The sequence below is a fragment of the Rhizobium sp. BK602 genome (assembly GCF_014195095.1).
Lineage (GTDB): Bacteria > Pseudomonadota > Alphaproteobacteria > Rhizobiales > Rhizobiaceae > Rhizobium.
The window spans coordinates 802,604-816,533 of sequence record NZ_JACIBC010000001.1; the positions used below are offsets into that span (position 1 = coordinate 802,604).

At 61.9% G+C, this 13,930-nt stretch carries 13 protein-coding genes and 1 tRNA gene; 11 read left to right on the top strand and 3 right to left on the bottom strand.

From position 1 onward, the window contains the following. The first annotated feature begins 95 nt into the window (after positions 1–95). The 3 genes from FHX11_RS03915 to FHX11_RS03925 are packed head-to-tail and all read left to right on the top strand — an operon-like array spanning position 96 to position 3,322. Positions 96–560, top strand: a complete 465-nt coding sequence (locus FHX11_RS03915; protein ID WP_184355240.1) for a MarR family transcriptional regulator — start codon at positions 96–98, stop codon at positions 558–560. Beyond that, the gene (locus FHX11_RS03920) at positions 553–1,791 is read left to right on the top strand and encodes an HlyD family secretion protein (protein WP_184355242.1); all 1,239 of its coding nucleotides are present in this window, start codon (positions 553–555) and stop codon (positions 1,789–1,791) included. Before FHX11_RS03915 ends, FHX11_RS03920 begins: the two co-directional genes overlap by 8 nt. After that, on the top strand, positions 1,784–3,322 hold the full coding sequence (locus FHX11_RS03925; RefSeq protein ID WP_184355244.1) for a DHA2 family efflux MFS transporter permease subunit: 1,539 nt from the start codon (positions 1,784–1,786) through the stop codon (positions 3,320–3,322). Before FHX11_RS03920 ends, FHX11_RS03925 begins: the two co-directional genes overlap by 8 nt. 79 nt (positions 3,323–3,401) lie before the next feature. Here the strand turns inward: FHX11_RS03925 and FHX11_RS03930 are convergent, their stop codons facing one another. After that, entirely contained in the window at positions 3,402–3,998 is a 597-nt protein-coding gene (locus FHX11_RS03930; RefSeq protein ID WP_184355246.1) for a DNA-3-methyladenine glycosylase, read from the bottom strand. Positions 3,999–4,189: 191 nt separating this feature from the next. Between FHX11_RS03930 and FHX11_RS03935 the strand changes: the two genes are divergently transcribed. Next, positions 4,190–4,279: transfer RNA gene (locus tag FHX11_RS03935), tRNA-Ser, on the top strand. Between the two features lie 89 nt (positions 4,280–4,368). Here FHX11_RS03935 and FHX11_RS03940 read toward each other — a convergent pair. Then, positions 4,369–5,124, bottom strand: a complete 756-nt coding sequence (locus FHX11_RS03940) for an FkbM family methyltransferase (protein ID WP_184355248.1) — start codon at positions 5,122–5,124, stop codon at positions 4,369–4,371. 288 nt (positions 5,125–5,412) lie between these two features. On the opposite strand from FHX11_RS03940, the gene FHX11_RS03945 reads away from it, so the two are divergent. Both FHX11_RS03945 and FHX11_RS03950 read left to right on the top strand, forming a co-directional pair. Continuing rightward, the gene (locus FHX11_RS03945; protein ID WP_184355250.1) at positions 5,413–6,165 is read left to right on the top strand and encodes a cytochrome c biogenesis CcdA family protein; all 753 of its coding nucleotides are present in this window, start codon (positions 5,413–5,415) and stop codon (positions 6,163–6,165) included. A gap of 52 nt (positions 6,166–6,217) precedes the next feature. Beyond that, positions 6,218–7,180 (top strand): AEC family transporter, encoded by a 963-nt coding sequence (locus FHX11_RS03950; RefSeq protein WP_184355252.1) that lies wholly within the window; start codon positions 6,218–6,220, stop codon positions 7,178–7,180. Here FHX11_RS03950 and FHX11_RS03955 read toward each other — a convergent pair. Next, complete coding sequence (locus FHX11_RS03955; protein ID WP_184355255.1) at positions 7,157–8,359, bottom strand: UbiH/UbiF family hydroxylase; 1,203 nt, start codon at positions 8,357–8,359, stop codon at positions 7,157–7,159. The two genes, FHX11_RS03950 and FHX11_RS03955, sit on opposite strands and share 24 nt — an antisense overlap. Before the next feature lie 215 nt (positions 8,360–8,574). Between FHX11_RS03955 and pcsA the strand changes: the two genes are divergently transcribed. The 5 genes from pcsA to FHX11_RS03980 are packed head-to-tail and all read left to right on the top strand — an operon-like array spanning position 8,575 to position 13,906. Beyond that, positions 8,575–9,300, top strand: a complete 726-nt coding sequence (gene pcsA, locus FHX11_RS03960) for a phosphatidylcholine synthase (RefSeq protein WP_184355257.1) — start codon at positions 8,575–8,577, stop codon at positions 9,298–9,300. Positions 9,301–9,312: 12 nt separating this feature from the next. After that, positions 9,313–10,293: a quinone oxidoreductase gene (locus FHX11_RS03965; protein WP_184355259.1), complete on the top strand. Its 981-nt coding sequence runs from the start codon at positions 9,313–9,315 to the stop codon at positions 10,291–10,293. A gap of 37 nt (positions 10,294–10,330) precedes the next feature. Next, positions 10,331–11,905, top strand: coding sequence for an ABC transporter ATP-binding protein (locus FHX11_RS03970; RefSeq protein ID WP_184355261.1), 1,575 nt, complete (start codon positions 10,331–10,333; stop codon positions 11,903–11,905). Beyond that, positions 11,895–12,989 carry an ABC transporter permease gene (locus tag FHX11_RS03975; protein ID WP_184355263.1) on the top strand — a complete coding sequence of 365 codons (1,095 nt, stop codon included), beginning with the start codon at positions 11,895–11,897 and terminating at the stop codon, positions 12,987–12,989. Before FHX11_RS03970 ends, FHX11_RS03975 begins: the two co-directional genes overlap by 11 nt. Then, positions 12,986–13,906 carry an ABC transporter permease gene (locus FHX11_RS03980; RefSeq protein ID WP_184355265.1) on the top strand — a complete coding sequence of 307 codons (921 nt, stop codon included), beginning with the start codon at positions 12,986–12,988 and terminating at the stop codon, positions 13,904–13,906. Before FHX11_RS03975 ends, FHX11_RS03980 begins: the two co-directional genes overlap by 4 nt. Positions 13,907–13,930: the final 24 nt, after the last annotated feature.

The window sequence follows — 13,930 nt, forward strand, 5'->3', positions numbered from 1 at the left end:
CTTATTTGTGATCGCGCACCCTCTTGAATCGAGCGGGCACTTACTATACGTCACGGCATTATAAGGTTGCTTATGAATAGCAGGCTTCTCATATCATGACCACGGCCCCGACCCTCGGATTTCTCCTGCATGACGTTGCCCGGCTTCTTCGGAAGCGGTTCGAGCAGCGCGCGAAGGATATGGGATTGACGCGTTCGCAATGGCAGACGCTCGCCTATCTCTCGCATAACGAAGGCATCCATCAGGCCGGTCTCGCCGAAATATTGGAGGTCGAGCCGATCACCCTCGTGCGCATCCTCGACAAGCTGGCCGAACGCGGCCTTGTCGAGCGCCGCCAGCATCCGAAAGACCGCCGGAGCTGGCTGCTCTACATGCACGACGAGGCCCGGCCGTTGCTCGAGGCGATGCGCAATGCAGGCGACCTGACCCGTAAGGAGGCGCTCGAGGGTGTCCCGCCCGAAGAACACGAGCACCTCTACCAACTGCTTACCCTTATGAAATCCAACCTGGTCCAGGCCTGCCGCTCGACGGTCGGCGACAAAGAGACACATCATGGCTGACGCATCCACTCCGCTCCGAGTACCCGCAAATGCAAACTCCGCCGATGAACAAGCGGCAATCGAACAGAACCAGACAACCGTGGCCGAGGCACCGTCCTCCAGCCCGACGCCCGCGCCGGCCGCGGCTGGAAATGCGGCTCCGACCGCGAATTCCGAAAAGCCGCGCAAGCGCCGCAGCCCGACCCGGCCGATCCTCTTCGCGCTGCTGCCGGTCGCGCTGGTGGTCGGCGGTTATTACTACGTCACCGGCGGGCAGGTCATGTCCACCGACAATGCCTATATCCAGGCCGATATGGTCGGCGTCTCCACCGATGTTTCCGGCACGGTGATCTCGGTCGATGTGCATGAGAACGAGGTGGTGAAGAAAGGGCAGGTGCTGTTCCGGCTGAAGCCCGATTCCTTCCGCATCGCGCTCGAAGGCGCGCAAGCGCAGCTCGGCAATGCCCGCAACCAGATCCTGAACCTGCAGGCAAGCTACAAGCAATCTCTCGCCGAAATCGCCCAGGCGCAGGCCGACATCCCTTATTACCAGACCGAATATGAGCGCCAGCAGAACCTGATCAGCAGCTCGGTCGCCTCCAAGGCCGCCTACGATCAGGCCAAGCACAATCTCGAAGCCGCACAGCAGAAGGTTTCGGTCGCCCAGGCGCAGGCGGCAGCCACGCTCGCCCAGCTCGGCGGCAATGCCGATCTGCCGGTCGAACAGAACCCGGTCTACCTGCAGGCCAAGGCCACCGTCGACAATGCCCAGCGCGAACTGGACGACACCGTCGTGCGCGCGCCCTTCGACGGCATCGCCACCAATGTTCCCTCGCTGCAGGTCGGCGCCTATCTGACAGCCGCCCAGCAAGGCTTCTCGCTGGTCTCGACCACCAATATGTGGATCAACGCCAGCCCGAAGGAAACCGAGCTGACCTATGTCCGCATCGGCCAGAAGGTCGACATTTCCGTCGACGCCTATCCGGGCGTCACCTGGAAGGGCACCGTCGCCAGTATCTCGCCGGCCTCGGGGGCGAGCTTCTCGCTGCTGCCGGCGCAGAACACTACGGGCAACTGGGTGAAGGTGGTACAGCGCATTCCGATGATCATCAGCATCGACGACATGCAGGGTAAACCGCCGCTGCGCGTCGGCATGAGCGTGGTCGCCGATGTCGATACCGGCCATGCACGCGGCCTGCCGGATGCCATCGCCGGCCTATTCGGCCAAGCCCGCGGTCAGGATCATGAGTAACGCGGCAGTCTCTTCCGGCCCGATCGCCAATCGCGGCGCGATCACCGCCTGCGTCATCCTGGCGGTGATCATGCAGGCGCTGGACACCACCATCGCCAATGTCGCCCTGCCGCATATCCAGGGCGACGTTTCGGCCAGCGCCGACCAGATCAACTGGGTGCTGACCTCCTATATCGTCGCCGCCGCGATCATGACGCCACCCTCCGGCTTCCTGTCGGCCAAGTTCGGGCGCAAGCGCGTGCTTCTGGTGGCGATCGCCGGTTTCGTCGTCGCCTCCGTGCTGTGCGGCCTGTCGGAATCCCTGGTGCAGATCGTCGGCTTCCGCCTGCTGCAGGGCCTGTTCGGCGCCTCGCTGGTGCCGCTGTCGCAGGGTATCCTGCTCGATATCTATAATGTCGAGGAACGCGGCCGTGCCATGGCGCTGTTCGGCGTCTCCGTCATGGTCGGTCCGGTGCTCGGCCCCGTCATCGGCGGCTGGCTGACCGATAACATAAGCTGGCGCTGGGTGTTCTACATCAACGTGCCGATCGGCGCGCTCGCCTTTTTCGGCATCGTCGTCTACGTCACCGAAACCAAGCTGGATGCGCTCGCCAAGCTCGACTGGTTCGGCTTCGGCATGCTGTCGATCGCCATCGCAGCGCTGCAGCTTTTCCTCGATCGCGGCGAACAGCTCGACTGGTTCTATTCCGGCGAGATCATCATCGAGGCGCTGGTCTGTGCCTGCGCCTTCTATCTCTTCATCGTGCACACGTTCACGGCCGAAAGAAGCTTCGTCAATCCACGGCTGTTCCTCGACCAGAACTTCGCCGTCAGCATGCTGTTCATCTTCATCGTCGGCGTTACCTATCTGGCCTCGCTGGCGCTGATGACGCCCTATCTGCAGACGCTGATGGGCTATCCGGTCGTCACCGCCGGCATCGTCATGGGCCCGCGCGGTCTCGGCACCATGTCCTGCATGTTCCTGGTGGGACGGCTGATCGGCAAGGTGGACACGCGCTGGCTGCTGTTCATCGGCCTGGCACTGACGGCCTGGGCGATGTACGACATGACCGGCTGGACGCCCGATGTCTCGCAATGGACGCTGATCTCTGTCGGCTTCGTGCAGGGGGCGGGGCTCGGCTTCCTCTTCGTGCCGCTGACCACCATCGCCTTTGCAACCCTGCCGGCGCAGATGCGCGGCGAGGGGACCGGCCTCTACAATCTCTCGCGCAATATCGGCTCCAGCGTCGGCATCTCCGTCGTCTCGATGCTGATCACCGAGAATACGCAGGTCAACCACTCGACCATCGCCGCCTATGTGACGCCGTTCAACCGATATTTCGACGCGACGGCGGCGCAGGGCCTGAGCCCGGTGACGGCCGTCGGCCGCGCCGCGCTCGACAACGTCATCACCACGCAGGCGACGATCATCGCCTATATGGACGATTTCAAGCTGCTGATGCTGATGTCGATCTGCGCCATGCCGCTATTGATGCTGCTGCGCAAGCCGAAGGCGCCGCCGGCGGTCGACCATAGCGTCGCGATGGAATAGCAGCGCGGTCTTTCCAGTTCGCTGCGCGGCTGACTGGCCGCCGGATATCGTGCCGGCGGCCTTTTATTATCTCCCCCTGTTAGGGGAAACGACGGCTCAAAAAGCGCGAGCCGGCTGCGCCGAAACGCCAGAGCGGATCGACATTCTTGCTGATCCCGATCCGCTTGCCCGCGACCAGGGGCAAAGGCTCCGCTTGTGCGATTTCAAACGGTGCCACATCCAGCGCCAAGCCGTTCTGGCCGATATCGATGCCGAGCGCCTGCGTCAGCTTTCCCGGGCCGCTGCAGAGCGCCGCCATATCGGCGACACCGCGTCTGCGGATCATCTCCTCGATCCCGCTCTCCGGCTCCAATGCCCGGATCAGCACGGCGCTGCCGGTCGTGCAGACGAAATTCACGCACCAATGGATGCCGTAGGAGCGATAGACATAGACATGCCCAGCCGGGCCGAACATCGCCGCATTGCGCGCCGTCGGCCCGCGAAAGGCATGCGACGCCTCATCGTCAGGCCGATAAGCCTCCGTCTCCACGATCCGCCCGCCGACCCCGGCCGCCAAAAAGCGCATGCCGATCAGATCCGCCGCAACGGCCACGGCATCGCGGGAGAAGAAGGCGGTCAGGGCAGGGCCGGCAAGCGGCATCGTGCCAAGGGGCAAAAGCTGATCTTGCGGCGTCATGGACGGGCAATGTCCTTCCGGAGAGTCGATCCGCAAACCAGTATCGCGCCTTCTCCGAAACGCCTAGCCCAATCCCCACCTTCTCCTTCGGCGCGGATTTGCGTCAGCCACGAACGCTGCCGGTTGACGCTCCGGCCCGAATAGCTGTAAAGCCAGCCGACCACATTGCTGAACATCGTGCTTCGGCAGCAGGAAGAGTGTCCGAGTGGTTTAAGGAACCGGTCTTGAAAACCGGCGTGCGGGAAACCGTACCGTGGGTTCGAATCCCACCTCTTCCGCCATTTCCCTTTCCAATTGCATCGCAAATAGCCGGCGAGGCGACCGGGTCAAATGATCTGGACGTCGCCTCGGGTATTTTTGAACCAAGGACTTACACCGGCGTGCAGAAGAGCTGCGTGAATTTGAAGCTCGTCAGCCAGGCAATATCCGGAGACATGCCGACGTCGTGAATTTCCTTGTCGTCATAGGCGTCGATTTTGAAGCTATATTCCAGATCCTGAAATATCTCGATGATCTTCGAGACCGTTTTGGTTGGATTGTCGAAGAGGAAATTGTGAAGTTCGAGGTTGATATAGGGCCGGTCGGACAAGATCCTCGGCGCTCCGAGCAGCACCTCCAGATCGGCGCCGTCAACGTCGATTTTCAGAAAGTCGACCTTTCTGGAATGATCATAATCGTCATCGAGCCGGACGACCTCCACCTTCGTCGACATTCTCGGGTCCTGATCCGAGGACAGGACCATGAACGAGCCCATATTGTCCTGAACAGGCAGGAAGCCTCTTTGATCTCCGGCGGCACGGGGATGGACGACAACATTGCGAAGCCCGTTCAGTTTCGCATTGCGCTCGATCAGGGCGGCATTGCGAGGTGAGGCCTCCCAGGCATGAACCACGCCGGTCGGCCCCGCGCATAGCGCCAGAAGAACCGTGGTCAGCCCCTGATGGGCGCCGCATTCAAGAACCGTCGCCCCCGGCTTGATGGTGTCGATCCACCATTGCCGCTCGCTCTGCCATTGATTGGGATAGTTATACCACTGTCGCCCCAGCTCATCCTCGACATGGACGTCAAACTTATACGGTCCGATAGATCGCTCTCTGGCAATAAACGGCTCAAAGATCTCCGACATGCTAGTATGCCCCCTTTAACCAACAACAAGGCATTCAACCGGAAGCTGAACGCAGCTCCATAATCTATATGCACGCGCGACATCAGGCAATAATTAGAATTGACTAATGATTACCCAGGCCGATCGTGATTTCCACAATAGCAATGCGACATTGCAGGGCGGGCGAAGCGGATATCGGCTCGCGGTCCGCAGACTTTGCCGGAGATCGGTCGCCCGCGAAAAGGTGATTGGCCTTCCGCCTTCCGCAACGCTACTAAGGCCGTTGGAATGACATAGCCGGAGTCCATCGTGTCGCTTGCCGATATTTCGCTTCTGAGCGCCTTGCTTGCCGGGGCGCTTTCGTTTCTGTCGCCCTGCGTGCTGCCGCTGGTGCCGCCCTATCTGTGTTATATGGCCGGCATTTCGGTCGAGCAGTTTCGTGGCGGTGGGGCCGCGGTGGCGGCGGGGCCGAATGTTCGCGGCAATGTGCTGTTTTCCGCCCTGTTCTTCACGTTGGGCTTTGCGACCGTCTTTGTCGCGCTTGGCGCCGGCGCTTCCTCGATCGGCATGCTGCTGCGCCAGCATCTCGATATCCTCGCCAAGATCGGCGGCCTGATCATCGTCGTCATGGGCTTGAATTTTCTGGGTGTTTTCCGCCTGGGCATTCTGGCTCGCGAGGCGCGGTTCCAGGGTGGCGGCAAACCGGCGACGCTGACGGGGGCCTATATTATGGGCCTGGCCTTCGCCTTCGGCTGGACGCCCTGCATCGGGCCGGTGCTCGGCGCCATTCTCGGGGTCGCGGCCTCGCGCGAGACGGTCGGGGCCGGCGCCGGGCTGCTCGCCGTCTATTCGCTCGGCCTTGCCGTTCCGTTCTGGATCGCGGCCGGCTTTTCCGGCGCCTTCATGAATTTTCTCGTCCGCTTCCGCCGCCATCTCGGCACGGTCGAGAAGATCATGGGCGTGTTTCTCATCCTGACCGGGCTCGCCTTCATCTTTGGCTATGTCAGCGACATGGCGATCTGGTTCCAGCAGACCTTTCCAATCCTGATGAAAATCGGTTAAGCCGGACACTCTCTTCCGTCTTTCGTTTCATCAGTTGAGTGGAACATGCCCGATGGCTGACATTGTCGGTCTGCTGCTGCCGTTCTTCGGCCTCATCCTGATCGGCTACATCGCCGCCCGCGTCACCCGGCAGCCGGCCGAGGCGCTCGGCTGGCTCAATACCTTCATCATCTATGCCGCTCTGCCGGCGCTGTTCTTCAAGCTGGTCGCGCAGACGCCGATCGAACAGCTGACGCGGGTCGATTTCATCGTCGCCGATATCGCCGCGACCTATTCGATCTTCCTGCTGCTGTTTCTCGCCGGCCGCTTCCTGCGGCGCAATTCGCTGGCCGACAGCACCATCCAGGCCTTTGCGGGGTCCTATGGCAATATCGGCTATATGGGGCCGGGCCTGGCGCTTCTGGCGCTCGGCGAAAAGGCCGCCGTTCCCGTGGCACTGATCGTCTGCTTCGAGAACGCCCTGCATTTCATCGTGGCGCCGACGATGATGGCGATGGAAGGAGAGGACAAGCGTTCGCTGCCGCAACTGGCCGCCGATATCGCCAGGAAGGTGCTGCTGCATCCCTTCATTCTCTCCACCGCCCTCGGTTTCGCGGTTGCGGCTCTTTCCGTGCATCCGCCGGTCGCCTTCCAGCGCTTCGTCGATTATCTCGCCCAGGCTGCGGCGCCCTGTGCGCTGTTTGCCATGGGCGTGACGCTTGCGCTGCGCCCATTGAAGCGCATTCCGACGGAGATCGGCTATATCGTGCCGGCCAAGCTCATCCTGCATCCGCTGGTGGTCTATCTCGTGCTGCAGGCGGTTGGTGGTTTCGACCCCATCTGGATCGAGGCGGCGATGCTGCTCGCCGCCTTACCGACGGCGACGAATGTCTTCGTCATCGGCCAGCAATATGGCGTCTGGCAGGAGCGGGCATCGGCCACGATCCTGATCACGACCGCCTGTTCGGTGGTGACGGTATCGCTGCTGCTTTACCTGATCAAATCCGGCGCCTTACCGGCGCAGCTTTTCCCGTAGCATCGCCGGAAAGCCGCTGAGGCTGCCACCCGGCTGGATGCCCTCGCGCATGACGAGATTGCGCAGCGGCGGAATGGCGGACAGCACATGCATGCCGGCGGCGCGCAGCATCTGCACCGGCAGGAAATCCGACAGCAGCGACCGGTTGAGCAGGTCGACGCTTGCCGTGCGGCTGACGATGTCGGCCCGGCGCTTGCGGTCGAAACTATCGCCGGCGGAGGAGGGGATCGGCTTATCGGCGTGCTCGCAGAGAATGTCCGACAGGGCGAGGATATCGCGCAGGCTGAGATTGAGCCCCTGGGCGCCGATCGGCGGAAAGACGTGAGCAGCCTCGCCGATCAGCGCGGCGCGGCCCTTGCCGAAGCGATAGGCGGTCATGCCGGAAAGCGGCCAGACCTGCACATTGTCCTCGACCGTGACCTTGCCGAGCATCGACTGCATGCGATCCTCGACGAGGCGGCCGAGCTCTTGCAGCGATTTTTCGGCATTGGCGGCGGCCTCCGCCGGCTTCTGCACCCAGACGAGACTGGAGCGATAGCCGGGCAGGGGAACCTGGGTGAAGGGTCCGCTTTCGGTGTGGAATTCCGTCGAGATATTCTGATGCGGCAGGCTATGCGCGAAGTTCAGCACCATGGCGGACTGCGGATAGGACCAGGTCTTGGTCTTGATGCCGAGCGTTTCGCGCACCATCGAATTGCGACCGTCGGCGCCGACGACGAAAGCGACTTCCAGTGTCTCGCCGTTGCCAAGCGTCACGCTCACACCATCCTCGCGGATGGAAACTTCGGAGGCAGTCTTCTCGACGAGCGCGATATTGCCTTCGGCCCTGACGGCTTCGCCGAGACTTTCGAGCAGCACGGTATTCGGGATATTATAGCCGAAGGCGTCGAGACCGATCTCGGTCGAGCGGAAGGCGACCGTCGGCGCGCGCAATAGGCGTTTCGTGCCGTCGATGATTTGCATCGTCGTCAGAGGGGCGGTGGAAGGGGCGATCCTATCCCAGAGCGCCAAGCGTTCCAGGAAACGAATCGACTGGTCCATCAGCGCCGTGGTGCGCCGGTCGGCCTTGTTGTACGGCGCTGCCACGAGGGCGACGGAACGTCCGCCCCGCGCCAGCGCGATCGCCGCCACCATGCCCGCCAGACCGCCGCCGATTACGGCCACTTCAACCTGCTTCATATCGAATGCCTCAAATGCTTCTCGTCTCAAAATAAGCACTTAGCCTGTTGAAATCCATGGGATGAAACATCGCAGCGGGTGAAAATGACAGCAACTCGCTATAGCGTGCCCGGAAAATGGACACTTTTGCGCTGGCAGTGCCGGCCAAAGGATGCATATTAGCGAGAAAAATCGCCTGCCGGGGCAGGTGAATAAGCGGGCGAGTCACGGGGCGGATGAAAATCTTCAATTACAAACGGGTGCCTTATGCGGAGATTCGCGCTTTCTCCGTACACATCTTGACGGCATCCGGTTCATTTCTGGCCTTTCTCGGCGTCGTCGCCGCGGCGGAACATCGCTTCGTCGACATGTTCTGGTGGCTTGGGCTCGCTTTGCTCGTCGACGGCATAGACGGGCCGATCGCCCGCAAGGTCAGCGTCAAGGAAGTGCTGCCCAACTGGTCGGGCGACACGCTCGACAACATCATCGACTACGTGACCTACGTGCTGCTACCGGCCTTCGCGCTCTATGAGAGCGGCATGATCGGCGAGCCCTGGTCCTTCGTCGCCGCCGGCATGATCGTGGTTTCCAGTGCGATCTACTACGCCGATACCGGCATGAAGACGGACGAGTATTTCTTTTCCGGCTTTCCGGTCGTCTGGAACATGGTGATCTTCACGCTCTTCGTCATCGGCGCCAGCGCGACGACGGCCATGATCATCGTCGGCATCTCCGTCGTCCTCACCTTCCTGCCGATCAATTTCCTGCATCCCGTGCGCGTCAAGCGCCTACGGCCGCTCAATCTCGGCATATTCCTGTTCTGGTCGGCGCTCGGCATGTATTCGCTGCTGATGCATTTCGTCATGCCGCAATGGGCCGTCGTCCTGTTCATCGTCAGCGGCCTCTATCTCTATTGCATCGGTGCGGTTCTGCAATTTTTCCCGTCCCTCGGGCGTCAATAGGATTTGTGCGTCATGAAGAAGACCCAAGCCATCCACATCCATGAAAACGGCGGTCCCGAGGTGATGAAGCTGGCGGAGGTGGATCTGCCGCCGCCCGGCGCCGGCGAGGTGCAGATCCGCCATGCGGCGATCGGGCTGAACTTCATCGATATCTATTTCCGCTCGGGCCTCTACAAGGCGCCGCAATTTCCGCTGCCGCTCGGCAAGGAAGCCGCCGGCACGGTGACCGCCGTCGGGCCTGGCGTCACCGACTTCGCCATCGGCGATCGGGTGGCCTATGCCGGCTCGGATGGCGCCTATAGCGTCGAGCGCAACATCGAGACCCGCCATCTCGTCAGGGTTCCCGACGATATTCCGCTCGAAACGGCGGCGGCGATGATGCTGAAGGGCATGACGGCCGAATATCTGCTCAACCGCACCTTCAAGGTCGGACCGGACACCGTGCTCTTGTTCCATGCCGCTGCCGGTGGCGTCGGGCTGATTGCCGGGCAATGGGCGAAGGCGCTGGGCGCGACCGTGATCGGCACGGCCGGTTCGGCGGAGAAGGTCAAGCTGGCGCTGGCAAACGGCTACGATCACGTCATCGACTACGGCCGCGAAAACTTCGTCGAGCGTGTCCGCGAGATCACCGGCGGCAAGGGCGTCGATGTCGTCTACGACTCCGTCGGGCGCGACACGTTTCCGCAGTCTCTCGACTGCCTGAAATCGCGGGGCCTGTGGGTAACCTTCGGCCAGTCCTCCGGACCGATAGAGAATTTTAACCTTGCCACCCTCAACCAGAAGGGCTCGCTTTTCGCCACAAGGCCAAGTCTTTTCGCCTATATCGGCACGCCTGAGGAATTGAGAGCCAGTGCAAAGGCGTTATTTGCTGTTGTGCAAAGCAGCAAAGTGCGTATCAATATCCATCAGACCTATCCGTTGAGCGATGCGGGGCGCGCGCACACGGATCTGGAAACAAGGAAAACAAGTGGAACTACGCTGCTGATCCCATAATCCAAGGGCAGGACGGTGGGAAGGAAATGAGGGGAACGTGTCGTCATCCGATGTGCCGGCAGCCGGTGCGTTATTGTCGGTTCGCAAACTGACGAAGCTGTTCGGTAGCTTTGCTGCCTGTAATAAAATTGATCTGGAAATCCAGTCCGGCGAGATTCATGCTCTGCTCGGGGAAAACGGCGCAGGCAAATCGACCCTCGTGAAGATGCTGTTCGGCGTGCTGGAGCCGAGCGCCGGCGAGATTGCCTGGCAAGGCAAAGCCGTATCCATCACTTCGCCGGGCGAAGCCCGCAAGCTCGGCATCGGCATGGTATTCCAGCATTTCTCGCTGTTCGAGGCGCTGACGGTTGCCGAAAACATCGCCCTTTCCCTGGATGACAGCGTTCCAATCGGAAAGATCGTCGAGGAAGCCGCCAGCCTGTCGCGTGCCTATGGCCTGCCGCTCGATCCGCACGCGCATGTTGCCGACCTCTCCGTCGGCGAGCGTCAGCGCATCGAGATCGTGCGCGCGCTGTTGCAGAATCCGAAGCTGATCATTCTTGACGAGCCGACCTCGGTGCTGACACCGCAGGAGGCCGACAGGCTGTTCGAAACCCTTTTCCAGCTCAGGGATGAGGGTCGCTCGGTCCTCTATATCAGTCACCGCCTGGAAGAGGTGCAGCGCATCTGTTCGCGCGCCACCGTGCTGCGTCACGGAAAGGTCACCGGCGCCTGCGATCCCCGGCAGGAAACCACGGGCTCGCTCGCGCGCATGATGGTCGGCAGCGATGTCGCCAGCGTCCAGCATGAGGGTCTCGGCAAGAAGGGCGACATCCAGCTCGAGGTCGCGGGCCTTTCCGTTCCTGCGCGGACGCCCTTCGCCATCTCGCTGAAGGATATTTCGCTTCGGGTGCGTTCGGGGGAAATCCTGGCGATTGCCGGCGTGGCCGGCAACGGGCAGGGAGAGCTTTTCGACGTTGTTTCCGGCGAACATGCGGTAGCCTCCGACGATCTGATCCACGTGCGCGGCAAGGCGGTCGGTACCAAGGGTATCAATGCGCGCCGCCTGCTTGGCGCCGGTTTCGTGCCGGAGGAGCGTCATGGCCATGCCGCCGTGACGGGCCTGAAGCTGTCGGACAATCTGGTCCTGGCGCGAGGCCAATCGGATCGCAAGGCCTTCCTCGGCGGTGGTTTCCTGAACGTGATCCGCCATGGCGCGGTCAAGCAGGCGGCAAAGCGCATCTGCGAGGCCATGGATGTGCGCAAGAGCGGCGACGACCCCGCGGCCGGCGCGCTGTCCGGCGGCAATCTGCAGAAATTCATCGTCGGCCGCGAGCTGGACCGCCAGCCGTCGGTGCTGGTCGTCAACCAGCCGACCTGGGGCGTCGATGCGGGCGCTGCAAGCCGCATCCGTCAGGCCTTGGTCGATCTCGCCCGCAGCGGCTCGGCCGTGCTGGTCATCAGCCAGGATCTCGACGAAATCTTCGAAGTGGCGACCGATATCGCGGTGATCTCGGAGGGGCGCCTGTCGCCGGCCTATCCGGCGGACGAGCTGACGCGGGAAAAGATCGGCATGCTGATGGGCGGCCTGCATGAATCCAAGACCCATTCGGAGCCCGCGCATGCGCATTGAACTCGAAAAGCGCCCGCAGGCCTCGAAGCTCTACGGGTTCGTCTCGCCGCTGCTCGCGCTGGTATTGATGCTGATCGCCGGCGGCGTGATGTTCTGGCTTCTCGGCAAGGACCCGCTGGAATCGCTCGATGCCCTGCTCGTCGAACCGCTATTCGACACCTGGTCGCTGAACGAACTGGCGAAGAAGGCCGGCCCGCTGATCCTGATCGCCGTTGGCCTGTCCGTCTGCTACCGCTCCAACAACTGGAATATCGGCGCGGAAGGGCAATACAGCGTCGGCGCCATCTTCGGCTCGATCATTCCCGTCTATTTCTACGATTGGCATTCGCCGATGCTGCTGCCGCTGATCCTGATCTGCGGCGCCATCGGCGGTGCGCTCTATGCCGCCATCCCGGCGCTTCTGAAGACGCATTTCAATACCAATGAAATCCTCACCAGCCTGATGCTGACCTATATCGCCCAGCTTTTCCTCGATTGGCTGACGCGCGGTCCCTGGCGCAACCCGGATGGCCACGGCTTCTATGGAACGCGCGACTTCGTTCCCGAAGGCGTGCTGCCGCCGATCTGGGACGATACCATCACGGCGCATTGGGGCTTCGTCTTTGCGATCGTCGCGGCCATCCTGCTCTGGTTCATGATGCGATACACGCTGAAGGGCTTCGAGGTGGTCGTGCTCGGGCAGTCCGAACGGGCAGGGCGCTTTGCCGGCTTTTCGCCGAAGAAGATGGTCTGGTTCGCATTCCTTCTGTCCGGCGCGCTTGCCGGCCTCGCCGGCATTTCCGAAGTCTCCGGCACCATCGGCCATCTTCAGCCTTCGATCTCGCCGGGCTACGGTTTCACCGCCATCATCGTCGCCTATCTCGGCCGTCTCAATCCGCTCGGCCTCATCGCATCCGGCCTGGTGCTGGCATTGACCTATATCGGCGGCGAGGCTGCGCAATTGTCGATCGGCGTTTCGGACAAGGTGACCAGCGTCTTCCAAGGCTTCCTGCTGTTCTTCGTCTTGTCCTGCGACACGCTGATCCTCTACAAGATCCGCTTCGTCCGGTCGCGGACACACGTTAAGGCCGGAGGCGCGGCATGACATTCTTCGAAGCCGTCCTGCTGACGATCATCACGGCCGCGACGCCGCTGGTCATTGCCGCCATCGGAGAATTGGTGGCCGAGCGCGCCGGCGTGCTCAATCTCGGCGTCGAGGGCATGGTGATCATGGGTTCGGTCGGTGCCTTTGTCGCCGCCCAGATCTCCGGCTCGCCCTATGTAGGCCTCGTTGCGGGCATTGTTTGCGGCGCGCTGTTTTCGTTGCTCTTCGCTTTCCTCACCCTGACGCTGGTGAGCAATCAGGTGGCGACCGGCCTGGCGCTGACCATCCTGGGGCTCGGCGTGTCCGGCATGATCGGCGAAGGCTATGTGGGCGTTCCGGGAATCCGCCTGCTGCCGATCGAAATCCCGGTCCTCTCGCAGATCCCCTATATCGGCAATGTCCTGTTCAAGCAGGATATCGTCTTCTATCTGTCGATCGCCCTGGTGATCGCGGTCAACTGGTTCCTGTTCCGCAGCCGCGCCGGCCTCAAGCTTCGCGCGATCGGCGACAATCACGGCTCGGCCCATGCGCTCGGCATCGATGTCATCCGCACGCGCTACCTCGCCGTCATGTTCGGCGGTGCCTGCGCCGGACTTGCCGGAGCGCAATTATCGCTGATCTACACGCCGCAATGGACGGAAAGCATGTCCGGCGGACGCGGCTGGATCGCGCTTGCGCTCGTCGTCTTCGCCTCGTGGCGTCCGTGGCGCATTCTCATCGGCGGCTATCTCTTCGGCGCCGTGACGATCCTGCAGTTGCACGCGCAAGCCTTCGGCATCGGCGTGCCCTCGCAGTTCCTCTCGATGCTGCCGTATCTTTCCACGGTTGTCGTCCTGGTCATTATCTCTCAAAATCGGCGCGCGACACTGATCAACACGCCGGCATCGCTCGGCAAATCCTTCGTGCCGGATCGATGAACAACTAAAAAGACGGGTTATCGG

Bases quoted from the DNA above. Each gene is read 5' to 3' on its own strand.
- FHX11_RS03950 (WP_184355252.1), top strand. From the start codon at position 6,218: ATGGCTGACATTGTCGGTCTGCTGCTGCCGTTCTTCGGCCTCATCCTG.
- FHX11_RS03920 (WP_184355242.1), top strand. From the start codon at position 553: ATGGCTGACGCATCCACTCCGCTCCGAGTACCCGCAAATGCAAACTCC.
- FHX11_RS03975 (WP_184355263.1), top strand. From the start codon at position 11,895: ATGCGCATTGAACTCGAAAAGCGCCCGCAGGCCTCGAAGCTCTACGGG.
- FHX11_RS03915 (WP_184355240.1), top strand. From the start codon at position 96: ATGACCACGGCCCCGACCCTCGGATTTCTCCTGCATGACGTTGCCCGG.
- FHX11_RS03965 (WP_184355259.1), top strand. From the start codon at position 9,313: ATGAAGAAGACCCAAGCCATCCACATCCATGAAAACGGCGGTCCCGAG.
- FHX11_RS03925 (WP_184355244.1), top strand. From the start codon at position 1,784: ATGAGTAACGCGGCAGTCTCTTCCGGCCCGATCGCCAATCGCGGCGCG.
- FHX11_RS03980 (WP_184355265.1), top strand. From the start codon at position 12,986: ATGACATTCTTCGAAGCCGTCCTGCTGACGATCATCACGGCCGCGACG.
- FHX11_RS03955 (WP_184355255.1), bottom strand. From the start codon at position 8,359: ATGAAGCAGGTTGAAGTGGCCGTAATCGGCGGCGGTCTGGCGGGCATG.
- FHX11_RS03930 (WP_184355246.1), bottom strand. From the start codon at position 3,998: ATGACGCCGCAAGATCAGCTTTTGCCCCTTGGCACGATGCCGCTTGCC.
- pcsA (WP_184355257.1), top strand. From the start codon at position 8,575: ATGAAAATCTTCAATTACAAACGGGTGCCTTATGCGGAGATTCGCGCT.
- FHX11_RS03940 (WP_184355248.1), bottom strand. From the start codon at position 5,124: ATGTCGGAGATCTTTGAGCCGTTTATTGCCAGAGAGCGATCTATCGGA.